The 25,296-nt window shown below is 64.7% G+C and carries 24 protein-coding genes; 3 read left to right on the top strand and 21 right to left on the bottom strand.

Annotated elements, in window-relative coordinates:
* Positions 1-31: 31 nt before the first annotated feature.
* From ACHIRB_RS16940 to lepA, 5 genes are all read right to left on the bottom strand, one after another.
* Complete coding sequence (locus tag ACHIRB_RS16940; protein ID WP_395126183.1) at positions 32-904, bottom strand: hypothetical protein; 873 nt, start codon at positions 902-904, stop codon at positions 32-34.
* Positions 901-1,284 (bottom strand): hypothetical protein, encoded by a 384-nt coding sequence (locus tag ACHIRB_RS16935; RefSeq protein WP_395126182.1) that lies wholly within the window; start codon positions 1,282-1,284, stop codon positions 901-903. The genes ACHIRB_RS16940 and ACHIRB_RS16935 overlap by 4 nt, the downstream gene beginning before the upstream one ends.
* Positions 1,285-1,307: 23 nt before the next feature.
* Positions 1,308-1,859, bottom strand: coding sequence for a DUF3558 domain-containing protein (locus ACHIRB_RS16930; protein WP_395126181.1), 552 nt, complete (start codon positions 1,857-1,859; stop codon positions 1,308-1,310).
* 63 nt (positions 1,860-1,922) lie between these two features.
* Positions 1,923-2,876 (bottom strand): NAD(P)H-dependent flavin oxidoreductase, encoded by a 954-nt coding sequence (locus ACHIRB_RS16925; protein WP_395126180.1) that lies wholly within the window; start codon positions 2,874-2,876, stop codon positions 1,923-1,925.
* Between the two features lie 13 nt (positions 2,877-2,889).
* A complete protein-coding gene (gene lepA, locus ACHIRB_RS16920) occupies positions 2,890-4,773 on the bottom strand; it encodes a translation elongation factor 4 (protein ID WP_395126186.1) in 1,884 nt (627 codons plus the stop codon).
* A gap of 95 nt (positions 4,774-4,868) precedes the next feature.
* On the opposite strand from lepA, the gene ACHIRB_RS16915 reads away from it, so the two are divergent.
* Positions 4,869-5,447 carry a type II toxin-antitoxin system PemK/MazF family toxin gene (locus tag ACHIRB_RS16915; RefSeq protein WP_395115454.1) on the top strand — a complete coding sequence of 193 codons (579 nt, stop codon included), beginning with the start codon at positions 4,869-4,871 and terminating at the stop codon, positions 5,445-5,447.
* Positions 5,448-5,522: 75 nt separating this feature from the next.
* Here ACHIRB_RS16915 and ACHIRB_RS16910 read toward each other — a convergent pair whose 3' ends face one another.
* The 4 genes from ACHIRB_RS16910 to ACHIRB_RS16895 are packed head-to-tail and all read right to left on the bottom strand — an operon-like array spanning position 5,523 to position 9,716.
* Positions 5,523-6,293: an aquaporin gene (locus ACHIRB_RS16910; protein ID WP_395126179.1), complete on the bottom strand. Its 771-nt coding sequence runs from the start codon at positions 6,291-6,293 to the stop codon at positions 5,523-5,525.
* Positions 6,294-6,347: 54 nt separating this feature from the next.
* A complete protein-coding gene (locus ACHIRB_RS16905; protein ID WP_199707972.1) occupies positions 6,348-7,178 on the bottom strand; it encodes a transglutaminase family protein in 831 nt (276 codons plus the stop codon).
* Positions 7,179-7,186: 8 nt separating this feature from the next.
* A complete protein-coding gene (locus ACHIRB_RS16900) occupies positions 7,187-8,161 on the bottom strand; it encodes an alpha-E domain-containing protein (RefSeq protein WP_395115455.1) in 975 nt (324 codons plus the stop codon).
* 4 nt (positions 8,162-8,165) lie between these two features.
* Positions 8,166-9,716 carry a circularly permuted type 2 ATP-grasp protein gene (locus tag ACHIRB_RS16895; protein ID WP_395126185.1) on the bottom strand — a complete coding sequence of 517 codons (1,551 nt, stop codon included), beginning with the start codon at positions 9,714-9,716 and terminating at the stop codon, positions 8,166-8,168.
* 348 nt (positions 9,717-10,064) lie between these two features.
* Here ACHIRB_RS16895 and rpsT point away from each other — a divergent pair, with 348 nt between their 5' ends.
* Positions 10,065-10,325 (top strand): 30S ribosomal protein S20, encoded by a 261-nt coding sequence (gene rpsT, locus ACHIRB_RS16890; RefSeq protein ID WP_199707744.1) that lies wholly within the window; start codon positions 10,065-10,067, stop codon positions 10,323-10,325.
* A gap of 89 nt (positions 10,326-10,414) precedes the next feature.
* Here rpsT and ACHIRB_RS16885 read toward each other — a convergent pair whose 3' ends face one another.
* From ACHIRB_RS16885 to ACHIRB_RS16830, 12 genes are all read right to left on the bottom strand, one after another.
* A complete protein-coding gene (locus ACHIRB_RS16885; protein WP_395126178.1) occupies positions 10,415-13,615 on the bottom strand; it encodes an acetyl-CoA carboxylase family protein in 3,201 nt (1,066 codons plus the stop codon).
* A gap of 13 nt (positions 13,616-13,628) precedes the next feature.
* Positions 13,629-14,603, bottom strand: coding sequence for a DNA polymerase III subunit delta (gene holA / locus ACHIRB_RS16880; protein WP_395126177.1), 975 nt, complete (start codon positions 14,601-14,603; stop codon positions 13,629-13,631).
* A gap of 49 nt (positions 14,604-14,652) precedes the next feature.
* A complete protein-coding gene (locus ACHIRB_RS16875) occupies positions 14,653-16,164 on the bottom strand; it encodes a ComEC/Rec2 family competence protein (protein ID WP_395126176.1) in 1,512 nt (503 codons plus the stop codon).
* Between the two features lie 12 nt (positions 16,165-16,176).
* Positions 16,177-17,061, bottom strand: coding sequence for a ComEA family DNA-binding protein (locus ACHIRB_RS16870; RefSeq protein ID WP_395126175.1), 885 nt, complete (start codon positions 17,059-17,061; stop codon positions 16,177-16,179).
* Between the two features lie 118 nt (positions 17,062-17,179).
* Complete coding sequence (locus tag ACHIRB_RS16865) at positions 17,180-18,049, bottom strand: DegV family protein (RefSeq protein WP_395126174.1); 870 nt, start codon at positions 18,047-18,049, stop codon at positions 17,180-17,182.
* A gap of 4 nt (positions 18,050-18,053) precedes the next feature.
* Entirely contained in the window at positions 18,054-18,803 is a 750-nt protein-coding gene (octT, locus tag ACHIRB_RS16860; RefSeq protein WP_395126173.1) for a diglucosylglycerate octanoyltransferase, read from the bottom strand.
* Entirely contained in the window at positions 18,793-19,449 is a 657-nt protein-coding gene (locus tag ACHIRB_RS16855) for a histidine phosphatase family protein (protein ID WP_395126172.1), read from the bottom strand. Before ACHIRB_RS16855 ends, octT begins: the two co-directional genes overlap by 11 nt.
* The gene (gene rsfS / locus ACHIRB_RS16850) at positions 19,442-19,855 is read right to left on the bottom strand and encodes a ribosome silencing factor (protein WP_395115463.1); all 414 of its coding nucleotides are present in this window, start codon (positions 19,853-19,855) and stop codon (positions 19,442-19,444) included. Before rsfS ends, ACHIRB_RS16855 begins: the two co-directional genes overlap by 8 nt.
* Positions 19,852-20,568 carry a nicotinate-nucleotide adenylyltransferase gene (nadD, locus tag ACHIRB_RS16845; protein ID WP_395126184.1) on the bottom strand — a complete coding sequence of 239 codons (717 nt, stop codon included), beginning with the start codon at positions 20,566-20,568 and terminating at the stop codon, positions 19,852-19,854. The genes rsfS and nadD overlap by 4 nt, the downstream gene beginning before the upstream one ends.
* A gap of 71 nt (positions 20,569-20,639) precedes the next feature.
* Positions 20,640-22,052, bottom strand: coding sequence for a vWA domain-containing protein (locus ACHIRB_RS16840; RefSeq protein WP_395126171.1), 1,413 nt, complete (start codon positions 22,050-22,052; stop codon positions 20,640-20,642).
* Complete coding sequence (locus ACHIRB_RS16835; protein ID WP_199707758.1) at positions 22,049-22,930, bottom strand: AAA family ATPase; 882 nt, start codon at positions 22,928-22,930, stop codon at positions 22,049-22,051. Before ACHIRB_RS16835 ends, ACHIRB_RS16840 begins: the two co-directional genes overlap by 4 nt.
* Positions 22,930-24,249, bottom strand: coding sequence for a glutamate-5-semialdehyde dehydrogenase (locus ACHIRB_RS16830; RefSeq protein ID WP_395115465.1), 1,320 nt, complete (start codon positions 24,247-24,249; stop codon positions 22,930-22,932). Before ACHIRB_RS16830 ends, ACHIRB_RS16835 begins: the two co-directional genes overlap by 1 nt.
* Before the next feature lie 82 nt (positions 24,250-24,331).
* On the opposite strand from ACHIRB_RS16830, the gene ACHIRB_RS16825 reads away from it, so the two are divergent.
* Entirely contained in the window at positions 24,332-25,225 is an 894-nt protein-coding gene (locus ACHIRB_RS16825; protein ID WP_395126170.1) for a ribokinase, read from the top strand.
* Positions 25,226-25,296: the final 71 nt, after the last annotated feature.

Genomic DNA, 25,296 nt, shown 5'->3' with positions numbered 1-25,296 from the left:
AACCCAATCCGAAACAGATCAAGCCGGCACGTCAGCCCGGAGAAAGATCTGGGCTAGGGATACCTGAGGGCACAGCGGCTGCCGGGGTGGTCGACGCTGGACCGGTCTGCGTGTCTGTCGGGTCGGGCTCGCTCGGCGTGCCTATCTGGCCGTTGTTCGGGGCGGTCGGCAGGTTCGGCCCACCCGAGGACAGTCCGGAGTTGGTCGTGCTCGATCGATCGCTGCTGTGGCTGATCGCGTAACCTGCGATGGGGTTCTCCGGCACCGGCAAGACGGGTGTCTGCGAATCGATGACACGCACACCTGGCCGATATTGCGTGATCATCGCCGTTCGGACCTGTTCTTCTAGCTCGGTCTCCCTGTCGTACTGCGTCTTCCACCCGGAATCGCGCGCGAACGGGTTGAACGAGCCTGGATCGGCGGCAGCCGACTGCTGCGGTGGTGGCACGTTCGCCTTCGCCTCGGCAAGCCGTGCTTCGAGTAGGTCCAGACCGTTGGCCGTCATCTGCATTGCCAGCGGCAGATCGGCGAAACCGCTCGAGAAAGCCGCTATCCCCCGCGCGGCCTTCGTCGCCGATGCGCCCTGCCACTTCTCGCCGATTGCAGCTTGGGCAACGGCCGCAAATGTTGTTGCTGCTTCAGCCGAACGGCCCGCCAACGCACGCCACACATCGGCTATGGCATTGACCTCGTTCGACTGAATTCCCCGCACCTGGCTGTAGATCTCGGCGTGCGACATACCCTCGAACGGTTCTTCCGTTTTTATTGCGAGTTCGCTGTCGAAAGCTCCGGTGAATCGCGGCGCAATCGAGCCCCATTCACCGGACAACACGTCGATATCGCTCTGGACGAGTCCGTCTATGAATTTGCGATGAATGGGGTCCTGCAGATCGTCGTACGTCATCGGGGACCCTCGACACTCGGCAGCGCGCCGGCGAGGTCGCGGTCCTCTTCGACAAGTCGCGACACCGAATGCGAGACAGTCTCTTGGATGAGCTTCACCACGGTGATGTTCTGCTCGAACCGAGTAACGAGGGCGTCGACCCCACCGACGGCCTTGCGCTCGAACTTTCCAGCGAGCGCGAGTGCTGAGGGAAGGTCGCCGCATCCGGAGACGTATCCGAGTCGATTCGCCTCGAATCGAAGCGCATCCAGAGTCTCGATAAACGCGATGCAAGCAGCATGAACTTGTTGTGCTACGTCGGGCTGCAGGCGCAACTCACCAGCTGCAGCATCTGATGACAAGGTCCGCCAAAATGCAGCAGTTTCATCCAGGTCAGGCATTTGATTTCCCCCTCGTTCCTGCGCTAGTTCGGCAAAATATCGTCCAAGATTTCCACGTCTCGTTCAGCGACCACGCACGGTTCCTCGAGCTTCGGCTCCAAGTACTTGGCCATTATCTGGATCTCAACTATCCCGCCTGGCACAGCGATCCCGACGAAGCAATCGTCGGGTGGTCGATCCGATTTTGTGTGATATTCCAGCGCCTCACGCTGAGCAACGCGGACTTCTCGAAATGCGGTAACTGTCGAGTTCGTACGAATTTCATCGATGGTTCGCGAGCTCGAGTAAATAGTGAGGGCGTACCAGGGGGCAATCCAATGGCAGATCTTCCAGTCCTCGAACTCGACGCCAGAAATCCCAGACGACTCGGTCGCCGGATCCACCCCCATTTGCCGGAGTAGGTCGTCGGATATCTCCGTACATGGATCGAACAACCCCGCTGGCTCGTCTGGATCGGTCGTCGATGTGCCCGTCGCTTCGACCGGCTTCCCCTCCGTCGTCGATCCACACCCCGCTGCACTCGACAACCAAACGACGGCGACCAGCGCCGCAACTGCCCGCGTGGTCACCGTCATTTGTCCCCCTCGACTACTTCGACGTTCTGTCGCTCCGATCGGTTCCATCGAAATCGATGCCACCTACCGACCGTTGTTTCGCACCTTCGCACCGAGTGCACTCAACAGTTGCTCCGCTTGCGCCGACATTGCCCGGATGACGTCCCCTGCTGCACGTTCGGACGTCACCATCCCGGCCGCCTGACCTGCGTAGACGACGCCGACGTTCGGGTCGGCAGGATCGTAGGCATCGACGATGACGTCGTCGACCACACCTCCGCCGTGGAACTTGTCGGTGAAGTCGTTGACCAACGCTCGGCCGAACCAGCGTTCCGGCCATGGTTGGTGGCGGGCCTGGTCGAACACCGGCGTGTAGACGGTATCGGCACTGCCCGCCGCCAGGACCCGCGTACGCGCATAATCCGGTCCGATGGTCTCCGGGCTCGCGAGCAGGATGGTTCCGACGAGCACACCTTCGCCGCCTGCCGCGAGTACGGCCGCCAACCCTCGTCCCGTCGACACCCCACCGGCCGCGAGCACGGGTAGCGATGTCGATTCCAGAATTTCCTGCAGCAGCGGCAGTGTCGCAACCCGGCCTGTGTGACCGCCCGCCTCGCCGCCCTGCGCGACGATGATGTCGACTCCGGCGCGTTCGGCAACTCGCAGGTCGTCGATCGTATTGACCTGTGCGAGAACAGGAATTCCAGCGTCGTGGATCCGCGCGACATAGGGCGCAGGATCGCCGAAGGACAGCGAGATCAGTTTCGGTTCGTACTCGAGCGCCGCGTCGAGAAGCGTCGCATCGTCGTCGAGCGACCACGTCATCAAGCCGATGCCGACGTCTCCCCCAGCCGCGCGTGCGGTAGCAACCTCCTCGGCGATCCACTCCGGCGTCGCGTAGCGCGCGGCGCCGAGCATCCCGAGGCCGCCTGCCTTCGACACCTCACCCGCGAGTCTGCCACCTGCGCGACCGCCCATGGGTGCACCGATGATCGGCAGCTCGATACCAAGACTTTTGGTAAGCCACGTTTCGAGCATCCCGCACCCCCGGCTATTTCTTGGGCTTGTCCGAGTCCGACGACAACGCTGCGACGAAAGCTTCCTGAGGGACCTCGACGCGGCCGATCGTCTTCATTCGCTTCTTGCCCTCTTTCTGCTTCTCCAGCAGCTTGCGCTTACGGCTGATGTCGCCGCCGTAGCACTTGGCCAGAACGTCTTTACGGATCGCTCGGATGTTCTCGCGCGAGATGATCCGCGAACCGATGGCCGCCTGGATCGGTACTTCGAACTGCTGGCGGGGAATCAGTTCGCGCAGCTTGGACGTCATCTTGTTGCCGTAGGCGGCCGCCGCGTCCTTGTGCACGATTGCGCTGAACGCATCGACCGCTTCGCCCTGCAGCAGGATGTCGACCTTGACCAGCTGCGACGCCTGCTCGCCCGACTCCTCGTAATCGAGGCTGGCGTAGCCGCGAGTGCGCGACTTCAGCAGATCGAAGAAGTCGAAGATGATCTCTGCCATCGGGAGCGTGTAGCGCAGCTCGACGCGGGTTTCGGAGAGGTAGTCCATGCCGCCGAGCTCGCCGCGACGCTGCTGACACAGTTCCATGATCGTGCCGATGAACTCGCTCGGCGAGATGATCGTGCACTTGACGACCGGCTCGAAGATGGTGCGCGCCTTGCCTTCCGGCCAGTAGGAGGGGTTGGTGACGACGTGTTCGCTGCCGTCCTCCAGCTCGACCCGGTAGACGACGTTCGGCGCGGTCGAGATCAGTTCGAGGTCGAATTCGCGCTGCAGGCGTTCGCGGGTGATCTCCATGTGCAGCAGTCCGAGGAATCCGCAGCGGAATCCGAAGCCGAGGGCCACCGACGTCTCGGGCTCGTAGGTCAGTGCCGCGTCGTTGAGCTGAAGCTTGTCGAGTGCGTCGCGCAGGTCCGGGTAGTCGGACCCATCGACCGGGTAGAGGCCCGAGTAGACCATCGGCCGCGGTTCGCGATACCCCGTCAACGCTTCGGTGGCACCGTTGCGCGCGGCGGTGACAGTGTCGCCGACCTTCGACTGGCGCACGTCCTTCACACCGGTGATCAAGTAGCCGACCTCGCCGACACCGAGCCCGACCGACGCTTTCGGGTCGGGCGAAACGATGCCGACCTCGAGGAGTTCGTGTGTCGCGCCGGTGGACATCATCTTGATCTTCTCGCGCGGAACGATCCGACCGTCGACCACACGAACGTAGGTGACAACGCCGCGGTAGGTGTCGTAAACCGAGTCGAAGATCATGGCGCGGGCTGGCCCGTCAGCGTTGCCGACCGGAGCCGGGACCATCTTGACGACATGGTCGAGCAACTCGCGGACGCCTTCGCCGGTTTTGCCCGACACACGCAGCACGTCGCCCGGCTCGCAGCCGATGATGTGCGCGATCTCCTCGGCATAGCGATCCGGATCGGCAGCGGGAAGATCGATCTTGTTGAGAACGGGGATGATCGTCAGCTCTTTGTCGAGAGCGAGGTAGAGGTTGGCGAGGGTCTGCGCCTCGATCCCCTGGGCGGCGTCGACGAGCAGCACGGCACCTTCGCAGGCTTCGAGCGCGCGGGAGACCTCATAGGTGAAGTCGACGTGACCTGGGGTGTCGATGAGATGCAAGACGAACTCGTCGCCGTCGACGACCCACGGCAGACGGACGTTCTGCGCCTTGATCGTGATGCCACGCTCGCGCTCGATATCCATCCGATCGAGGTACTGGGCACGCATCTGGCGATCTTCGACGACGCCGGTCAGCTGCAGCATCCGGTCTGCGAGCGTGCTCTTTCCGTGGTCGATGTGCGCGATGATGCAGAAGTTCCGGATCCGCGTTGGATCGGTGAACGTCTTATCGGCGAAGCTTGGCACTCGTCTCCTTCGGAAGTCGACGGTGGTCACCGCCGGATAACAGCGTATCCGCCATTGCGCCGCGTCCTGACATTCCGGGCTGTGACCTGCACTGGCCGGAGTGGGGATGAGAACGTGCGCGGACGCTACTAAACTCGATTCCTATGGCCCGACCGTGGAACGCAATCGGCAAGCAGCTCACCAGTATTGCCAAGGAACAAGCACCCAAATTGGTGCGCAGTCAGGCGCCCAAGCTGGTCGAACGGCTGCAAAAGTCGGGGGTGCTCCCGAATGTTGCAAACGGCGCTCCTGCCAAGTCGAGGACCGCGATCGACGTCCGGCCGGTCGCCTCGAACGCTGTGCCGACCTCCGAGCGTGCCCGTCGCATCGTCTACGCACCGCGTCTGGACGGCCGCGCCGATCCGGGCGAAGTCGTGTGGACCTGGGTGACCTACGAAGAAGATCCGAACAACGGCAAGGATCGCCCGGTGCTTGTGGTCGGACGTGATCGCGACACGCTGCTCGGGTTGATGCTGTCGTCGAATGCATCACACGCCGCCGACAGGAACTGGATCAGCATCGGCAAGGGCGGCTGGGATCACGAGGGACGGCCGAGTTGGGTCCGACTCGACCGCGTGCTGGACGTCCCCGAGCATGGCATCAGGCGTGAAGGCGCAATTTTGGAGCGCAAGGTGTTCGACGAGGTCGCCGCGCGCCTGTGCCACGAGTACAGCTGGCGCTAGAACCCCAGATACGAGGCGAGGGTGCCCCTGACGCCACTCAGAGTGGTCTGGGGCACCCTCGCTCTGTCGGGAAAGTCAGCTACGCATCTCGCGTGATCGTCCGTAGAGCACCCCGTAGACGAGTGCGCCCAACGCACCGCCGATCAGCGGGAACACGACGAACACCCACACCTGCGCGAGTGCGCCGTCCTGATAGGGCGCCACCGCGAGGCTCCGCACCGGGTTGAACGAGCCACCGTCGACGGGGATCGCGACGAGATGGACGACGGTCAACGTGAGTCCGATCGAAATGCCCGCCATCGGCACATCCGAGATCTGGTCGGTCGAAGCGAGGAACACGAAGACCAGCAAGCCGGTCAGTATGACCTCGATGATGATCGTCGCCGCGACGCTGTAGCCAGGCTGGATCAACCCGTCACCGACCGAGAACGCCGACGGACTGTGATCGCCCCACCCGTTCGCCCCGAGCCCCTTCGTCGCACGGTCGTATCCCGGGTTGTTCTGCGCCACCGCGTACAGCACGACTCCGGCGATGAACCCGCCCACAAGTTGCGCCACGACGTAGAAGACCGCGACGAGCGGACTGATTCGACCGAGCAACAGATTGCCGAGCGTGACGGCCGGGTTCAGATGGCAACCCGAGATCGGGCCGATCGCATACATGAGAAACAACAGGGTCAAGCCGAAAGCCAGCGCGATACCGAGCCAGGTCACGTTGTTGCCCGCGAGGACCGCGGTACCGACGCCACCGAAGAGCAGTACGAACGTACCGATCGCTTCCGCAACGTACTTCTTGAACTCCGATATCTGTTCCTTCTCCACGAATTCCTGTGCAGTCGGAGACATTGCCCACCTTTGCTCGCTCGTTTGTTGCTGCGACCCCGCATTCCGCTCGAAACGTTATGCCAGGCGGGTGATCTCCACAACAACATCGAGTGCAGTCGAGCCGCCGCCGGAGTAAATACCCTTCAGCGGTGGAACATCGGCATAGTCGCGCCCGAGACCGACCGACACGTGCTGTTCGCTGATGGCGACAGCGTTCGTCGGGTCGTAAGCCCACCACGTACCCGTCCACGCCTCGATCCACGCGTGGCTCTCACCGGCAACGGTCTCGCCGAGGTCGGCTTCACGCTTGGGATGGAGGTATCCGGAGACGTAGCGGCTCGGAATGCCCATACTGCGCAGTAGTAGCAGCGTCAGGTGTGCGTAGTCCTGGCAGACACCCTTACGTTCGTCCCACGCCTGCACCGCGGACGTGTGAACGCCCGTTGTACCTGCAACGTAAGACATTTCGGAGTGCACCCACTCGGCGGCCTTCACGACGGCTTCGGCAGGCTCGGCACCCTTGGCGAGTTGCTTTGCGACACCGTTGAGTTTGCGGTCGCGCGGCACATACTTCGTCGGCGTCAACAGTTCGTCGAACCGGTCGAGCAGCATGTCGCTCTTCAAGTCGTCCCACGACCACGTTTCCGTCGGTGGGACAAAGGGTTCCGTCTCGACGACCGACGAACCGGTGACCTCGAGCTCGGTATGCGGCGCGTGCAGGTCGAACGCCGTGACGGCGGTACCCCAGTAGTCGCGGTACCGGTACGAGCGCGTAGCCGGATCGGTTTCGACGCGGTTGAGTATGACGTTCTGCCGGTAGTCGGCACGCGGCGTCAGGCGCGCTTCGTTGTAGGACGACGTCACGGGCGCGTTGTACGCGTAACCCGTCGTGTGGACGACTCGCATCCGCCAGCTCACAGTTCACCCTCCACTTCTGCCATGCCTTCGATCGGAATGCCTGCGTCGGTCCACGCGACCCACGGCGCCGCGTGGAAGTACTGCAACGCGATCGCCTCTCCGACATCTCGACACGTTTTCTGCAGCGACAGCAAGCGTGCTTGCAGATCCTCCAACAACACACCGGGCGGGAGAAACTCGAGCTCACTACGGGCCCGGCCGAGCAGACGTTGGGCCTCGTCACGCGCGCCGACGCGGCTGTTGGGTCGCTGATCGAGTTCGTCGAGGCAGCTTTCGGCGACGCTGATCGAATGGAACACCGACCTCGGGAACAAGCGATCGAGGAGGATGAATTCGGCGACCAGGTGAGCGTCGAGCGCGCCTCGGTAGGTCCGTAGATAGGTGTCGTGAGCGCCCGCGGACCGCAGCACCGTCACCCAGGCCGGCGACGACGTTCGGTCGCCTGCTCGCGAGAGCAACATTCGAACCGTCATGTCGACTCGTTCGACCGACCGCCCGAGCAACAGGAAGCGATACCCGTCGTCGCGGCTCAGCGTCGAGTCGGCCAAGCCCGCGAACATGGCTGCACGTGCCTTGATGTACTGGAAGAACTCGTGCGGGCCGAGGCGCCGAGCAGCTCGTTCGCGTTCGGCCAGACCATTGAACGTGGTGTTGAGGCACTCCCACATCTCGCTCGACGTCACCTCACGAGCGCCGCGCGCATTTTCGCGTGCACTCGAAATCGAGTCGACGATCGAGCCGCCGTGATCTCGGCTGAACGCAACCAGGTCGGTCACCGACCACACATCGAGCGGACCGTCGGGCGGGTCGATACCGAGAACGCGGAGTAGCAGTCGGGACGTCCGGTCGGGGTCGACGGTCGCGTCTTCGAGCAGTTGATGGACTGCGACGTCGAGGATGCGTGCGGTGTCGTCAGCGCGTTCGACATACCTGCCGATCCAGAAAAGCGATTCTGCGTTGCGGGCCAGCATGGCGTCACACCTTCCCGTCGCTCGGCACGGCGACCTGCTGCTGCTGTTGCTGTTGTTGTTGCTGCTGCTGGATCTGCGATGGACTCAGCTCCGGACCGTTCTCGGCGAGGTTCTGCGCCGACGGCTCCGCGACCAGCTCGTCACCGGCAAGTTCGCGCTCGGCGACCGAGGCTCGGCTCGCAAGCACCCAGGTGTCCTTGGAACCGCCGCCCTGGCTGGAGTTCACGATCAACGATCCCTCGGGCAGCGCGACTCGAGTCAGACCACCGGGCAGCACCCAGACGTTGTCGCCGTCGTTGACCGCGAAGGGCCGTAGATCGACGTGCCGGGGTGCCAACTTGTCGCCGACCTTCGTCGGGACGGTCGACAACTGCACGACGGGCTGTGCGATCCAGCCGCGCGGATCCGCCCTGATCTTGCGGGAGATGACGTCGAGTTCCTTGGGAGTCGCGTCCGGTCCGAAGACGATGCCGTACCCGCCTGACCCTTCGACCGGCTTGATGACCAGTTCGTCGACGCGGTCGAGTACTTCTTCACGTTCGTCGCTCAGCCAGCAGCGGAAAGTGTCGACGTTGGCGATCAGCGGCTTCTCGTTGAGGTAGTACTCGATGATCGTCGGCACGTAGGTGTAGACGAGTTTGTCGTCACCGACGCCGTTGCCGACCGCACTGGAGATGACGACGTTGCCGGCGCGTGCGGCGTTCAGCAGGCCCGCGACGCCGAGCACCGAGTCGGGTCGGAACTGCATCGGATCGAGATAGTCGTCGTCGATACGCCGATAGATCACGTCGACCTGACGTTCGCCTTCCGTCGTACGCATGTAGACGAGATTGTCTCGGCAGAAGAGGTCGCGTCCCTCGACCAGCTCGACGCCCATCTGCCGCGCGAGCAACGAATGCTCGAAGTAGGCGGAGTTCGCGACGCCAGGGGTCAGCACGACGACCGTCGGGTCGGCCTCGTTGATCGCAGCCGACGCACGCAGGGCGCGCAGCAGATGTGTCGCGTAGTCCCCGACCGCACGAACCCGATGCGACGAGAACAGATCGGGGAAGACCCTCGCCATCGTTCGGCGGTTCTCCATCACGTACGACACTCCGGACGGTGACCGGAGGTTGTCTTCGAGCACCCGGAAGGTGCCCTTCTCGTCACGGACCAGATCGATGCCTGCGACGTGGATCCGGACACCGTTCGGCGGCACGAAGCCTGCAGCTTCGCGGTGGAAGTGCTCGCAGGAGGTGACCAGTCGTTTCGGTATGACGAGATCACGCAGAATCGATTGCTCGCCGTAGATATCGGCGAGGAACATTTCGAGTGCCTTCACGCGCTGCTTGATGCCACGTTCCAGCCGAGCCCACTCCGCGGCCGCGATGACACGCGGAACGAGGTCGAGCGGGAAGGGCCGCTCCTGGCCGGAGAGCGAGAAGGTGATGCCCTGGTCGATGAATGCGCGACCCAAGGCTTCGGCGCGGGCTGCGAGATCGTCGACGTCGGACGGGGCAAGTCCGTCGTAGATGCCTTTGTAAGGCGTTCGCACTTTGCCGTCTGCATCGAACATCTCGTCGAAAGCGCGGCCGTACCGTCCGGCGGAGTCGTAGTCGTCGAACACCTGCGACGGCTTGTCCGATGATCGGATTCGGGACAGCTGCGACCTGGACTGCTTCGTCGTCGATCGGGTGGTCATTCGGTCATGGTGCTACAGATGGCCAGCGGGCGTGGGCAGGGAGGTGTTAAATTCTGGAATCCTCGGCCTCGAGTCCACAGCGGTCGGCGCCGGATTGGGATGGCCGTGCCGATGCTGGTATTCTCGACTGTCGGCGCGTCACCGCGCCCAACGTCTTGGAAAAGTATCGCTTTCTCGAGCACAAAGAGCGAGCTCCCCCGAATAAAACGAAGGAACACACGCGTGGCAAACATCAAGTCCCAGGTGAAGCGGATCCGCACCAACGAGGCGGGCCGTTTGCGCAACCAGTCCGTGAAGTCGGCGCTGCGTACGTCGATCCGCACGTTCCGCGAGGCTGCTGCAGCGGGCGACAAGGACAAGGCCGGCGTTGCGCTGCTCTCGGCGAGCCGCAAGCTGGACAAGGCCGCGAGCAAGGGCGTTATCCACGCCAACCAGGCTGCGAACAAGAAGTCCGCACTCTCGCTCGCGTTCAACAAGCTCTGATCTAAAACACTCGACGCTGCGCCGCCGTGGTCACATGACCGCGGCGGCTTTTGGTGTGTCCAGAGCATCTGGATAGACCGGGTTCGACGTCAGCGCGTCCCGAGTCGGCGGATCCACTGTCGCGACGCACCGGGATCGATGACGTCGTCGAGTTCGAACGTCGTCGCCGCCGTCAATGCCTTCCCGTGCTGGTAGGCCATCGCCACCAACTGATCGAACAACTTTTCCCGAGCCGCCGGGTCGGCCGCCGCGTCCAACTCTTTGCGGAAGCCGAGACGCACGGCGCCTTCCAACCCCATCGGCCCGATCTCGCCGGTCGGCCACGCAATCGTGAAGTCGGGTGCGTGAAATGATCCCGCCGCCATCGCCATGGCGCCGAGCCCGTAGGCCTTGCGCAGAATGATCATTCCGAAGGGCACTGTCAGTCGAGCGCCTGCGACGAAAAACCGTCCGAACCGACGAACTGTCGCGTCCTCTTCCGAATCGGGTCCGACCATGAACCCGGGCGTGTCGCACAGCGAAACCACCGGCAATCGGTGCGCCTCACACATCGTGAGGAAGTCGGCGGCCTTGTCTGCAGCCTCTGCGTCGATCGCGCCGCCGAGGTGATGACTGCTGTTTGCCAGCACGGCGTACGGCAGACCCTCGACACGGATCAGCGCGGTGACGACACCGACGCCGTAGTCGGATCGCAGTTCCAGCACCGACCCGATGTCGGCGATCGACTCGATGGCGGTGCGGACGTCGTAGGCGCGCAACCGATTCTCGGGAACGACGTGGCGCGCGGTCCGCTCGTCGGGTGCAGTCCATTCGGTCGCGCTCGGCTGAAAATAGGAGAGGTACCGCTTGGCAAGATCGACGGCGTGCTCGTCGTCGCGGGCCGCCAGATGGACGACACCGTTTGCTCGTTGGACGTCGATCGGACCGATGTCTTCGGGTCGGAAAACACCGAGCCCACCGCCGTCGATCATCGCGGGCCCGCCCATTCCGATATTCGCGTCCGGGGTCGCGATGAGAACGTCACACGCACCGGCGAGTGCGGCATTGCCCGCAAAACACCGGCCGGACACGACGGCGACGGTCGGTACCTTGCCGTTCAACGCGGCAAGCGACCTGAACGTGTCGAGGTCGAGACCGAAGGCGGCACCGGCATCCGTATCGCCCGGTCGCCCGCCACCACCTTCGGCGAACAGCACGAGCGGAACCCGCCTGCGAGCCGTCAGGTCGAGCAGTCGATCGGTCTTCGCGTGATTGCGCGCGCCCTGGGTGCCTGCAAGCACCATGTAGTCGTAGGACATCACGACTGCTTCGGCACCGCCGATTTGCGCGATGCCGCCGACCAAACCGTCTGCGGCCGTGTTCGCGATCAAGTCGTCTTCGCTGCGTCGACTGCGTTGCGCAGCCAGCACGAGCGCGCCGTACTCGACGAACGTTCCTTCGTCGACGAGGTCGGCGACATTCTCCCGAGCGGTACGCCGACCGCGCCCGTGTACCTTCGCAACAGCCGCGGGACGAGCCGCATCGAGTGTCCGCTCGTGCCGGTCGAGGATCTCGGCGAGGTCGTCGCGCACGTGGTCGATATCGAGCGCAGCTTCGGCATCGGATGCCACCGTATCCACGCCACGAACCACAGCGAGGGCGTCTCCCGGCCCGACCGTCGATCCCGGCGCCGTCAAAATCCTGACCACGCGCGAATCCCCTTGGGCCAGAACGACATGCTGCATCTTCATCGCCTCGAGTACCACAACGGGTGCGCCCGCGGGGACGTCGTCGCCTTCGCGCGCCGTCTCGACGACCGTCCCGACGAGGTGTGCGCGCAGCAGCTCCTCCCCCGCGTGCAATTCGACGGCACGACCCCCGACCTGGCGGGTCGAAGCAGGCAGCGCAAAGTCGGCGATACGGTGGCCGAGCCATGTCGTGGCAACCGGGCCTTCACCGAACTCGTTGTCCGACAGTATCGCTCGCAGGAAAGCGATGTTGGTGGCCACACCGCCGATGGCAAAGTTGGCGAGTGCGTTGTGGGCCTTGCGTATTGCCGCAGGCAGGTTCGGCTCGCGATTGTGCGTGATCACCTTCGCGAGCAGTGAATCGTAGCGAGCACTCAGCACCAGGTTCGGTCGGCCGTAGGTGTCGACGCGCACCCCAGGGCCGGTAGGCGGACTGAACGCGGTGAGCCTGCCCGTCGACGGTATGGCGTCGCCGTCGGGCGTCATCGTCTCCGTGTTGACGCGGGTCTGCACTGCGATGCCGACCGAGGCTGCGCAGGTTCCCGCGACGACCGGCACAGCAGCGTCGGCGCTGGTTGCGCGAACGCCCTGCGGGAGAGCAAGACCCGCAAAATCTGCGCCGCGCGCGAGCGCGAGCTGGACGGCAACCAGATCGATACCGGTCACTTCCTCGGTGATCGTGTGCTCGACCTGAATCCGCGGGTTCACCTCGAGGAACACGAAACCCTCTGCCGTGACCAGGAATTCGACCGTACCAATCCCGACATAGCCCACCGACGCACACAGCCGTGCTGCGCTCGCGTGCAATTCATGTCGGAGGTCGTCGGAAAGCCCCTGTGCCGGTGCGATTTCGATCAGCTTCTGCTGTCGGCGCTGAACGCTGCAATCGCGGTCGCCGATCGCGACGGCGGTCGTTGTGGCGCCGGACGCTGCCGACACGATCTGCACTTCGATATGACGAGCGTTGTCGCACAACGCTTCTGCAAACAACTCGGAGCGACCGAAGCCGTGCAGAGCTTCGCCTGCGCACGCGCTGTACGCGGCGTCGAGGTCGGCCGGATCGCGCACGACGCGCATCCCGCGGCCACCACCACCCGCAAGCGCCTTGATCATGATGCCGGAACTGTGCTCGCCGAAGAACTCACGAACCTGTTCGAGCGACGCGTCCGCTGCCGTCGCGGCGAGGACCGGGACCTCGGCAGCGACGGCTGCCTCGCGTGCAGCGGCTTTGTCGCCGAACAAGCGCAGCACGGTCGGGCTGGGACCGACGAACGTCAGCCCAGCGGCGGCGCAGGCCTCCGCGAATTCAGCACTCTCGCTGAGGAACCCGTAGCCGGGGTGGACCAGCTCGGCGCCGGACTGCGTCGCTGCCGACACGATCGCACCGTGATCGAGGTAGGCGGCGGGACCGGACTCGGCAAGGGCCACGGCGGTCGTTGCGGCATGGACATGTGGAGAGTCCGCATCGTCGACCGCGTAGACCGCGACGGTGTCGATCCCGAGATCGCGGGCGGTATCGATGATTCGGAGCGCAATCTCGCCACGGTTCGCGACCAACAGCATCCGCTTTTCCCCGTTACTTCCGCGCTCGAAGCGCAACTACGGTCTCGACGGCTCGTTCCACCGCGTAGTCGGTGTTGGCGGACGCACCTTTCACGTCGGCGTTGAGTTCGGCAACCGCCTTGAGAGCCGAGGTGATGGTGTCCGGATTCCAGCCGCGGGCTTGCGCCTGCGCTTTCTTGACCTTCCACGGCGGCATCCCGAGTGGACCTGCCAGTCGGAACGGATCTCCGCCGCCTGCGGACCCGACCCGAGCGATCGTGTGCACCGAATCGGCGAGAGCGTCGGCGAGCAGAACCGGATGCACTCCGCGCAGCATCGCCCAGCGCAACGCTTCCATCGCGCCGGCCCGATCACCCGCGACAGCGAGGTCCGCAACTTCGAAGCCCGTGACCTCTGCCCTGCCCGAGTAGTACCGCCGGACCGCGGCAACGTCGATCTTCCCGCCGGTATCGGCAGCGAGCTGAGAACAGGCAGCGGCCAACTCGCGGAGGTCGTTCTTCACGGCCTCGAGTACGCTCTGGACCACGTCGACCGACACCCTGACGCCGAGGGCGCGAAACTCACCGCGGACGAAATCGACCCGCTCGGCAGGCTTGGTGATCTTGGTGGCCTCGTGGACCACCGCTCCCGCCTTTTGCAACGCGGGCGCAAGCGCCTTCGCGCGCCCACCGCCGGTGTGAAGTACAACCAGCACGACGCCGTCCGGCGGGTCGGTCGCCGCATCGAGCAGCAGCGCAACCGCATCCTTGCCTGCCTCGGCCGCGGCCTCCAGCACGATCACACGATCCTCGGCGAAGAGGGACGGGCTCAACATCTCGGCGAGCTCCGACACCGTCACATCACCCGCGCGAAGCCGAGTCACAGGAAGGTTGTCGCCACCGCCTGCCTTACGTACGGTCGCGATCACATCGGCTACCGCCCGCTCGATCAGCAGTTCCTCCTCGCCGAGTACAAGATGCAATTGGTCGAGCTGCTCCGATTCGCTCACGCCGACGATCGTTGCACGAACATCCGACAGCGACGTTGGGCGGTCGGTGTCACCGCGTCCGCCCGACCGCGAACCGGATCCCGACGCCGACAGCAACGACACCCGAGAGCGCAAGCACGGCTCCCGGAATACCACTGGGAACGGTGATCGACGCACCGGGAAATGCAGCAGCCTGCTCGGCAACCCAGATCAGCCAGGACAGCGGCGGGCCGAGACACCGAGCCACGACTACCGCGGCGGGAAACCAGACCGAGGCGAGCACCGCCGCGATCGCGCCGACGACCGTGATCGGCGCAATCACAATGCCGACAAGCAGATTCGCGACAATCGACACCGTGCTGACCGTCCCCGACATCGCTGCGACCACGGGTGTCGTCACTGCGAACGCCGCAGTCGCCACCGCGAGCGTTTCCGCAGCAGCCCGCGGCACTCCACGCGCTCGCAACCAGTCCGCCCACGTCGGAGCGAGCAAGATCAAACCGGCCGTCGCCAACACCGACAGCGCGAAACCGAAATCGACGGCCAGCGCCGGATAGACCGCGAGCAGGACGATGACAGCGGTCGCAAGTGCCGGGATCGCCTGTTTACGCCGACCGGTCACAAGCGCGAGCAACCCGACCGCACCCATCACCGCGGCCCGCAGCACACTCGGTGACGGCCGGGCGATGACGACGAACATGGCGAGCGCGAGTGCAGCCAACACCACACCCGTGCGCGGACCGAGTGTCAGTCCTCGCACCGAAAGCAGCACGGCGCCAAGAAGAATCGCAACATTCGCGCCGGAGACGGCCGTCAGGTGCGACAGCCCGGCGGCCCTGAATTCCTCCCGAACTCCGTCGGGGAGACCCGAGGTGTCCCCCACGACCAAGCCGGGGAGCAGACCACCTTCCGCCCCTGGAAGGGCCTCGCTCGCTGCCGCGGCGAACCGGGTGCGGACATCGCCGGCGAACCGCTGCAGCCGAGACGGCGCCTCGACCCGACGCGGCGGTCCCGTTGCCCGGATCATCGCGACCGTCAGGTCGCTATGACGTGGCGGACGAACCGATCCACGCACTTCCACTTCCTGACCAGGCAGCAGCGTGCGCCAGGAGTCGGCGGGTGCCATGACCACGACCGCACCACCGATTGCGCTGGCACCGGCCGCGATCCGAATCTCACGCAATTGAGCCGGCACGGTCACCCAGGCCGGGCCGCCGGGTGAGCGTATCGGCTTCGGATCGTCGGACAGCACGACGGTTGCCGTCACGTACGCACCTTCGCCAAGTTCGGCGAGCGGATGCGTCGTCGACGCATGGGATCGCACGCAGACGGCGAGCGAGAAGCCTGCGGCAAGCAGCAGGGCGGCGATCACACCGGCACCGACGCGACGCGCCAGAGCGGCGCGATATCGGAAGGCCACGAATACGGCAGCCGCGACTACCGTCAGCACGACGAACATCCCGAGTGCAACGCGCCAACCGAGCAGGATGCCGAACAGCGTTGTCAGCCAACACAATGCGGCAGCCGGCAGCAGCCTGAAGTCGAGTGGAGGGGTCTCGACCGCATTCTCCGTTGTGCTCACAACGTCACCGACTCACAACGTCACCGAATCGCGCAGTTTCGCCAACCGCGTCGGTCCGATGCCGTCGACCTCGCCGAGTTGCTCGATCTCGGTGAACCTGCCGTTCGTGGTGCGCCACGCGATGATCGCAGCGGCTGTCACGGGACCCACGCCTGGCAATCCGTCGAGTTCGGTTTCGGATGCGTCGTTGATGTTCACCTTGCCTGCAGCTGCCGGCGCACCGGCGGGCGGCGCGGATCGACCGCCTGCGGGCGCGACGCCGCTCCCGAGTGCGGGCGGACCACCGTCCGTCCCAGCTACCCCGACCAAGATCTGATCGCCGTCGGCGACGCGCTGCGCCATGTTCAGACTGAACAGGTCGGCACCGTCCTTGGCTCCCCCGGCAGCCGCGATCGCATCGGCGATACGTGACCCGGGTGGCAGCCGGACCAGGCCGTTCCTGTGCACCAGACCGACGACGCTCACCACAAGCTCCTCGGTGGCGGGGACCTGGGCCGGCGTTTCGTCAGCGGGATCGGACGGCACAGCTCCCGACGGCACCGCTCCCGGCTGCACCTCCGATGCGGCGACCGCCGGAAGCGCGGGAACCGAATGCGGTCGGTCGCGGTCGCGCAATACAACCCCGCCGCCGACGAGAGCAACGACAACGCCGACCACAGCAAGCGCGATCATCCCGCGACGGCCCGGATCGAACCGAGCGCCGCGGAATCTATCCGGAACCCAGCCGGATTCGGCGGGAGCCGACTCCGGGTCGTCGAGCCAACGCGGCCGCTCGGTGTCGAGGTCGGACACTTGGTCGTCGAACGTTGCTACGTCCACCCTCGTAGGTTGCTCGGCTCCGATGACGGCATCGAGGCGCCCGCGGATACGGTCGCGGGCGTGGTTGTTGCTGCGCATGCACGCGACGTTAGATCGAGGTCCCGCCGCATCGATCGAGCCGACCTGGGGTTATGGATTGCCCTGTGGATAAGTCAGTGGCTGTGGATAACTCCGAAACCACCTGCTGTACAACGGTTTACGATTCACTATCGACGGCCGAAGCGCTGTCGAACGATGCTCCACCAGGTACGACGACAACCCCGACCGCTCCCCTACCGAGATGGACGCCGAGCGTCGGTCCGAATTCGCAGATGACGACCTCGTCGACATGCGGAATGCGCGACCTGAGTTCGTCGGCAATCTGCTCCGCACGATCGGCCGCATCGAGATGCTGCACGGCGAGTGCGGTCGGGGTGTCACCACTCGCCTTGACCGCCGCCTCGACCAGTTTTGCCAACGCCTTCGACGACGTTCGGGTCTTCTCTTTGAGAGCGAGTTTGCCGTCGACCACCTGAAACACCGGCTGCATAGCCAACGCGGTTCCGAGTACGGCCGCGGCGGTGCTGATCCGGCCACCGCGTCGCAACTGGTCGAGACGATCCACGACGATGTAGCACTTCGACCGCTTGGCGACGTCGACCGCAGCTTGATAGACCTCGTCCCGCGATGCCCCGGCTGCGGCCCTGCGTGCGGCAGCGAGAGCGGCGAACCCCGTCCCCATGCCTGCGCCTCTGGAATCGACGACGCGGACGTTGTCGTCGAGCGCAAGCTCTGCCTGTCTGCCTGCTTCCCACGTGCCGGACAGATGCCGCGACAGGTGCACAGCAACGACGCCGTCGCCCTTGCTCGCTCGCATCGCCCTGGTGTAGGCCACTTTCAGCTCACCCGGCGAGGCCGCCGACGTGGTGGCGGCGCCGTCGTAGAGCTCGCCGGGCATCTCGTCGACACCTTCGAGCACTGCGTCGTCGCCGACGAGCACGTGCAGGGGCACGACGATGATTCCGTAGTCTTCGGCCAGTTCGACCGGCAGACACGCCGAGGAATCGGTGACAACCACTACTGGCACAGCGTTACCGGACTCTTTCGTTGGTCGAATCGTTCGGCACCGTGCGGGCCCTACGGATCTCCTCGACCATCGCCGCAGCGACGGCGACGTGGGCATCCCAACCCCAGTGAATCCCGTCCGGATTGGCGTCGTCGGAGAAGATGTTGCTGCGCACGGCATCGCCGAGATCGACGAGTGGAACTCCGGTCTCGCTCGACCAGGCGGTCAGCGCCCGGACGGCCGGCTCACGGCCTGCATGCACGCGGCCGTACGCATCGCAGCGGTGTACCGCGGGCAGCGTCGCAATGACAGGCAGTTCGGGTCGCAGATACGCCAAAGCGGCCCTGGACTTTTCGAGATATTCGACGCTCAACCGCGGCGGCAGCGCGACGGGCCTACCGAGTTTCGACAAACGTGGTTGCAGCCACTGATAGCCGGCGCGCACGTAGCGGCGCAACGTCGGCGGTCGAATGTAGCGAATCTGTTCGCGCAAGGCGGTCGGTAGCGGCGACGGCAGCGAGTCCATCCCACCCACCGCGAACACGATCGCGCCTGCCTTCGGGACGCTCGCCCACACCCGCGGATCCTGCGTCAGCGCCCAGTAAGCGTCGCGGCAGGTCCAGCCGATTCGCGCGATGAGCTCGACATCCCAGCCGAGTTCTTTCGCGACCAGCGTCGGCCAGATCTGCGGATGATCGACGGGGAGCCCGCCCTTCGGTCCGTAGTAGGACAGCGAATCGGCGATGATCACCAGCACCGGACGTTCAGAGGACATCCGATGCCACCCTCGCCGAGGCGTTCCACACGTCGAGACGCCAGTCGACGACCGTGCCGTCACCGTGCGCTCCCAGCTGGACCCAGCTCGTATTTGCCAGACCACCCAGGATCGACCACCGATCGACGGGCAGCTCCAGCAGCGACGCAGTCAACGCGGCAATCAGCCCACCGTGCGCGACGAGGACGATCGGCGCCTGCGACCACTCCGCCGGATCCTGCTCCAGCAACTCGTCGACGACAGGACGCGACCTCTTCGCCACGTCGATACGGCTCTCGCCGTTGGGCGGCGCCATCGTGGCGTCGCGACGCCACGCGACGCGGACACCGGGGTAGCCGTCGTCGACGTCGGTGTGGGTAAGGCCCTGCCAGTCGCCCAGGTGGGTCTCGCGAAGTCGCTCGTCGAGCGTCACGCCGACGCCGGCGGCGGTCGCCAGTTCGGCGGCCGTGTCGGACGCACGCCGAAGATCGGAGGAGATGACGATCCGCGGCTTACGCGTCGACAGCTCGCGCGCTGCCTCCTTCGCCTGCGTGCGCCCGAGCGCGGACAGGTCGGTGTCGAACTGACCCTGCATCCGATCACCGGCGTTCCATTCGGTCTGACCGTGGCGCAGCAATATCAACCGGCGGATGCGCGGGCTACTCATCCTCGCTCGCACTGGCGGCCGCCGCTGCAGCGCGGGTCGCGCCCGATCCGAGACCCTCGACGGGGACGGTCGGGCAGTCCTTCCACAGCCGCTCCAGCGCGTAGAAGTTGCGCTCGTCGTTGTGCTGAACGTGGACGACGACGTCGATGTAGTCGAGCAGAGTCCAGCGACCTTCGCGGGTGCCCTCGCGCCGGACAGGCTTGTGCCCGGCTTCCTTCAACTTCTCTTCGATGTTGTCGACGATCGCGTTGACCTGGCGTTCGTTCGGCGCGGACGCGATCACGAAACAGTCGGTGATGACCAACTGCTCGGAGACATCGAGGACGACGACGTCGGAGGCGAGCTTGTCGTCGGCGGCCAAGGCGGCAATCCGGGCTATCTCGATGGCCTCGTTCGATGCGCTCACTTGGTGCCTTTCGTCTTGTTTTCGATCGTTGGTTTTTGGTGCACCGTTCGGTCGTCGACCGTATGGTCGGGCACCGCTGCTGCCACGGGCGACGACATCGGTGCCGCGCCTTCCGACGACGGCTGGGCACGGGTGCCGTAGAGCTGACGTTTGGAGATGTACTGGACGACGCCGTCGGGGACGAGATACCAGACGGGCCGATTTTCGACGGCGCGTTTCCGGCAGTCCGTCGACGATATGGCCAAGGCCGGTATCTCGATCAGAGTCAACGCACCCGGTGGGTACTTGTCGAGGTAGTCGGCAAGATGCTCGTCCCCCAACTCGTAGCCTGGACGGCTGACGCCGACGAAGTTGGCAAGATCGAACAACTCTTCCCAGTGCTGCCAGGACAGAATGCTCGCGAGGGCATCGGCACCGGTGATGAAGTACAGGTCGGCGCCGGGATGCTGCGCACGAATGTCGCGCAGCGTGTCGACCGTGTAGGTGATCTTCTTGCGATCGACGTCCACGCGGCTCACCGAGAAACGGGGGTTGGACGCGGTCGCGATCACGGTCATGAGGTAACGATCCTCGGCGGGACTGACCTTGCTCGATTCCTTCTGCGACGGCGTTCCCGTCGGCACGAAGATCACTTCGTCGAGGTCGAATCGGTCTGCAACTTCGCTTGCCGCCACGAGGTGTCCATGGTGAATGGGGTCGAACGTTCCACCCATCACGCCCACTTTGCGGTTACCGGCCTTCTGCACGATTGTCGAGCTTACCCAGCGGCGATGAAGCCGCTTACCTAGATAGGCAGCAGACCTGCGACCACAGCTGTCAATTGCTTCGCCGAGCGGCACTCGTGCATGTCGATCACCTTGGCGTACTCGTCGGCCGCCGAGTCCCCCGAACCCCACTGGTTGCGCGGTTCGGGATTGAGCCAGTGCGCATGTTTGCTGACCGAAACGAGTGCTCGGACGGCCGCCAAGTTCGGGTCCCTGTAGTTGTTGCGGGCGTCGCCGAGGACGAGCACCGAGGTCCGTCCGGTGACGGTGCCGACGAACTTGTCGAGAAAGACGCCGAACGCGCTGCCGTAGTCGGAGTGGCCGTCGTAGCGGATCACATCCGCCTCGTTCATGATTCGCCACATCGCTTTCGCGAAGTCCGCGTTCGGATCGAAGAACCGGGTCACCTCGTCGGCGGAGTCGATGAACGCGAAGATCCGAACGCGCGAAAACTGTTCACGCAGCGCATTCACGAGCAACAGTGTGAAGTGGCTGAAGCCCGCGACCGACCCGGACACGTCGCACAGGATCACCAGCTCGGGACGGCCGGGGCGTGGCTTGCGAGTCACCAGATCGATGGGGACTCCCCCTGTGGACATCGATTTGCGCAGCGTCTTGCGTAGGTCGATCTCGCCGTGGCGCGCGCGCCGCCGTCTGGCTGCCAGACGGGTCGCGAGCAGCCGTGCCAGAGTCGTCACGCTGCGACGCAACAACGCGAGTTCGGCATCGGACGCACGGAGGAAGTCGACCTCGTCGGCCTGCTTCGGAACGCCGTACTTGGCGACACGTTCTTTGCCGAGGCGTTCGGCCGACCGCCGCCGGGTCTCGGTTTCCACCATGGTTCTGAAGTCCGCAATACGTTGCGCTGCTGTCCTTCTCGCAACCTCGGACGCGACGTCGCCGTCCGGGTCGTCCTTGCCTGCACCACTGCGTTGCAGCAGGCCTTGGAGGATCTTCTGCAGCAGCTCCTCCGGCTTCAGGTCGCGCAGGGTTTGGTAGGCGGAGAACGACGGACCGTTCGCCGACTGGTACTGCCCGAGTTGCTCGACCAGCTGACTCGCGAGCAGCGCGGCTTCGGCCGAGTCGTCGATCAGCAGGTTGGCCAGCAGCTCCCGAACAGCGTCCAGGTCGAGTTCACCCTTCGCATCACGCGGCAGTTCGAGTTCCTCGGAATCGACCGACCGAGCCCCGATCGCCGCCGGGAACCACAGATCGAACAAGCCGTCGAAGGTCGGGCGGTGCGTTGGCCGGCGCAACAACGCGGCAGCAAGGCCTGCGCGGAGAACATCACGATCGAGCAGGTCGAGCACCGCGACAACCTGTCCCGCATCGACCGTTTCCGACGGACCGACTGGAATTCCGCGCTTGCGCAGCGCCCCGACGAATCCGACGAGGTGCGCTGGAAGTCCCTGCGGCGCAAGCGGAGTGGTCAATTCAGTTTCAGCTCCGAGATCGCGCGCTGATGATCGGAATGGTGTTTGAGGACGACCCCGAGTGTGGCGTGAACGGCCTTGTCGTCGAGCGCTGTCATCCCGAGCGCGAGCAACGTCCGACCCCAGTCGATCGTCTCGGCAACCGACGGCGACTTCTTCAATTGCATACCGCGCAGCACCCGAATCGTCCGGACCATTTGCTGTGCAACAGCTTCGGGAAGTTCCGGTACGCGACTGGCGAGAATCCGTCGTTCCAGATCTTCGTCGGGGAAGTCGAGATGAAGGAAAAGGCAGCGCCGCTTGAGAGCTTCCGACAGTTCGCGGGTCGCGTTGGAGGTAAGCACGACAAAGGGTTTGCGGGTCGCGACGATGGTGCCCAATTCCGGTACGGTGACCGCGAAGTCGCTGAGTACCTCCAGCAGCAGACCCTCGATCTCGACGTCGGCCTTGTCGGTCTCGTCGATGAGCAACACGGTCGGCTCGGTGCGGCGGATCGCCGTGAGCAGCGGCCGCGAAAGCAGGAACTCTTCGGAGAAGACGTCCTGTTTCGTTTCCTCCCAGTGGTTTTCACTGGAGGCCTGGATCCGAAGGATCTGCTTCGCGTGATTCCACTCGTACAGCGCGCGGCTCTCGTCGACGCCTTCGTAACACTGCAGCCGGACCAACTCGGCACCGGTAGTCTGCGCGACCGCCCTGGCGAGTTCGGTCTTACCGACGCCTGCAGGCCCCTCGATCAGGAGTGGTTTGCCAAGCCGGTCGGCAAGGAAAACAGCTGTCGCAGTGCCCTTGTCGGCCAGATAACCGGTCTGCGCCAACCGCTCGATGACGTCGTCGACAGAGGCGAACATCGCCGGTGCTTCCGGCACTGTGGTCTCCATCAGACGGGCCTGGTCTGTCCGTCGCCCCAGACGATCCATTTCGTCGAGGTGAGCTCGGGTAGCCCCATCGGCCCGCGCGCGTGCAGTTTCTGCGTGGAAATGCCGATCTCGGCACCGAAGCCGAACTGCTCGCCGTCTGTGAAGGCCGTCGATGCGTTGACCATCACCGCCGCGGAGTCGACGCGTGCCGTGAATTCGCGCGCCGCAGCGAAGTCGCCGGTCACGATCGCGTCGGTGTGTCCGGTCCCGTAGCGGTCGATGTGCGCGACTGCTTCGTCCAGGTCTGCCACCACCTTCAGCGCAACGTCGAGCGAGAGATATTCGTTCGACCAGTCGTCGTCGTTGGCGGGCACCAGACCGGGCAGGTCGCCGTGGATCGTGACGCCGTTGCGCTCGAGCGCCTCGATCAGCCGCGGAACGGCTGTCGTGGCGATCGCGTCGTCGATGAGGACGGTCTCGGCGGCGTTGCACACGCTCGTTCGCCGGGTCTTGGAGTTGATCAGGATCTTCTCGGCCATATCCAGGTCGGCAGCGGAATGGACGTACACGTGGCAGTTTCCGGTTCCGGTCTCGATCGTCGGCACGGTCGCATCGCGAACGACGGCGTTGATCAGGCCGGCGCCACCGCGTGGGATGACGACATCGACCAGGCCACGCGCCTGGATGAGGTGAGTGACACTGGAGCGGTCGGCGCTCGGCAGCAGCTGGACCGCATCTGCGGGCAGGCCACTCGCGGTCAACGACTCGCGCAAGATCGTCACCAACGCAAGGTTCGATTGCGCGGCCGACGAGGACCCACGCAGCAGCGCAGCATTTCCTGACTTCAAGGCGAGTCCGAAGGCATCGACAGTCACGTTCGGGCGCGCTTCGTAGACCATGCCGACTACTCCGAGCGGGACCCTGACCTGACGAATTTCCAGTCCATTCGGAAGCGTCGAACCGCGAACGACGTCGCCTACAGGGTCGGGCAGGGTCGCTACCTGGCGCAATCCGGCAGCAATACCGTCGATGCGCGCGCTGGTCAGCCGAAGTCGATCGAGCAGAGATTCGCCGGTTCCGCCGTCACGAGCGGTGTCGATATCCGCCGCGTTGGCCGCCAGCACCGCTTCTGCGTTGGCAAGCACCGCGTCGGCCGCCGCGTGCAGCGCGGCGTTCTTCTCGGCGGTCGTGAGCAAAGCAAGGATTCGCGACGCGACTCGCGCTTTTCGCGCAGCATCGTGAACAACCTCGCGGACGCCCTCGGAAGTGGCGCTCACCTGCGAAGACGCGGTGTCTGCACCGGCTTCGGAGGCGGACTTGGAATCGGTCGCAGCCGTCATGGGTACAGCGTAGCCACCGTGGCACACGCGACCCCGTCGCGCCTCCGACGGAATGCCCGATACGCCCGTAACCTGGGGAAGTATGACCAATGTGGACGGGCCGGCTCGTACGATCACGGTCCTCGGAAGCGTCAACATGGATCTGGTCACCACGACCGACACTCTGCCGGCGCCTGGTGAAACGATTCTCGGCGCGACGTTCGCGCTTACGCCCGGCGGCAAGGGCGCCAATCAAGCTATCGCTGCGGCCAGAGCGGGAGCCGAAGTCGAGTTCATCGGAGCGGTCGGCGACGACACCTTCGCACTCGAACTGCGCGAAACCCTCGTTCTCAACGACGTCGGCACGCAGTACCTCCGCGAGGTCGAAGGTCCGAGTGGCGTCGCGGTGATCTCCGTCGACCGCACAGGCGAGAACAGCATCATCGTCGTCGCAGGAGCCAACGCGACCGTCACCGATCTGTCCGCGGACGAACTCTCGGCAGTCGGTCAGGCCGACCTGCTCCTGTGCCAGCTAGAAGTTCCGCTGGAGACAGTGACCGCGGCAGCAAGCCACGCCCGGGCGAACGGCACCACCGTGATGCTCAATCCCTCACCGGTGCAACCACTTCCGCCGGACCTTCTGGAAGTCATCGACGTCCTGATCCTCAACAGCATCGAATCGGCGCAACTCGGTCCGGCCGTACTCGCCGCGGTCCCGCATGTGGTCACAACGTTGGGTGCGGACGGCGCAACCTATCGCGGACCCAACGGTGAAGAAGTGGTCGTGCGGTCGCTGCCTGTCGAGGCCATCGACACGACAGGCGCGGGCGATGCCTTTGCCGGTGCACTCGCGGTGGCCTGGGAGCAGGGACCCGAACGAGCGCTCACCTGGGCCTGCGCGGCCGGTGCCATCGCCACCACGCGCGCGGGAGCGAGCACCTCACTGCCCACCGAGGAGCAGATACAGGCGGCACTCACGCTGAGCGCCCATTCCTGACATTTTGGGACGGGATCCGGGCTGTTGCGAAATGAGGGGCGCACTGTCGTTAGCTTTACTAACGTTGCGCG

The organism is Antrihabitans spumae (assembly GCF_043944905.1).
Lineage (GTDB): Bacteria > Actinomycetota > Actinomycetes > Mycobacteriales > Mycobacteriaceae > Antrihabitans > Antrihabitans spumae.
This window is presented reverse-complemented; position numbering and strand designations above follow the sequence as displayed.

Coding starts and splice junctions, on each gene's coding strand:
- ACHIRB_RS16825 (WP_395126170.1), top strand. CDS start 24,332: ATGACCAATGTGGACGGGCCGGCTCGTACGATCACGGTCCTCGGAAGC.
- ACHIRB_RS16935 (WP_395126182.1), bottom strand. CDS start 1,284: ATGCCTGACCTGGATGAAACTGCTGCATTTTGGCGGACCTTGTCATCA.
- ACHIRB_RS16910 (WP_395126179.1), bottom strand. CDS start 6,293: ATGTCTCCGACTGCACAGGAATTCGTGGAGAAGGAACAGATATCGGAG.
- nadD (WP_395126184.1), bottom strand. CDS start 20,568: ATGGGTGGAACGTTCGACCCCATTCACCATGGACACCTCGTGGCGGCA.
- ACHIRB_RS16835 (WP_199707758.1), bottom strand. CDS start 22,930: ATGGAGACCACAGTGCCGGAAGCACCGGCGATGTTCGCCTCTGTCGAC.
- ACHIRB_RS16870 (WP_395126175.1), bottom strand. CDS start 17,061: ATGCGCAGCAACAACCACGCCCGCGACCGTATCCGCGGGCGCCTCGAT.
- ACHIRB_RS16830 (WP_395115465.1), bottom strand. CDS start 24,249: ATGACGGCTGCGACCGATTCCAAGTCCGCCTCCGAAGCCGGTGCAGAC.
- ACHIRB_RS16925 (WP_395126180.1), bottom strand. CDS start 2,876: ATGCTCGAAACGTGGCTTACCAAAAGTCTTGGTATCGAGCTGCCGATC.
- ACHIRB_RS16855 (WP_395126172.1), bottom strand. CDS start 19,449: ATGAGTAGCCCGCGCATCCGCCGGTTGATATTGCTGCGCCACGGTCAG.
- ACHIRB_RS16905 (WP_199707972.1), bottom strand. CDS start 7,178: ATGCGAGTCGTCCACACGACGGGTTACGCGTACAACGCGCCCGTGACG.
- octT (WP_395126173.1), bottom strand. CDS start 18,803: ATGTCCTCTGAACGTCCGGTGCTGGTGATCATCGCCGATTCGCTGTCC.
- ACHIRB_RS16940 (WP_395126183.1), bottom strand. CDS start 904: ATGACGTACGACGATCTGCAGGACCCCATTCATCGCAAATTCATAGAC.
- ACHIRB_RS16915 (WP_395115454.1), top strand. CDS start 4,869: ATGGCCCGACCGTGGAACGCAATCGGCAAGCAGCTCACCAGTATTGCC.
- ACHIRB_RS16900 (WP_395115455.1), bottom strand. CDS start 8,161: ATGCTGGCCCGCAACGCAGAATCGCTTTTCTGGATCGGCAGGTATGTC.
- ACHIRB_RS16930 (WP_395126181.1), bottom strand. CDS start 1,859: ATGACGGTGACCACGCGGGCAGTTGCGGCGCTGGTCGCCGTCGTTTGG.
- ACHIRB_RS16895 (WP_395126185.1), bottom strand. CDS start 9,716: ATGTTCGATGCAGACGGCAAAGTGCGAACGCCTTACAAAGGCATCTAC.
- ACHIRB_RS16885 (WP_395126178.1), bottom strand. CDS start 13,615: ATGCTGTTGGTCGCGAACCGTGGCGAGATTGCGCTCCGAATCATCGAT.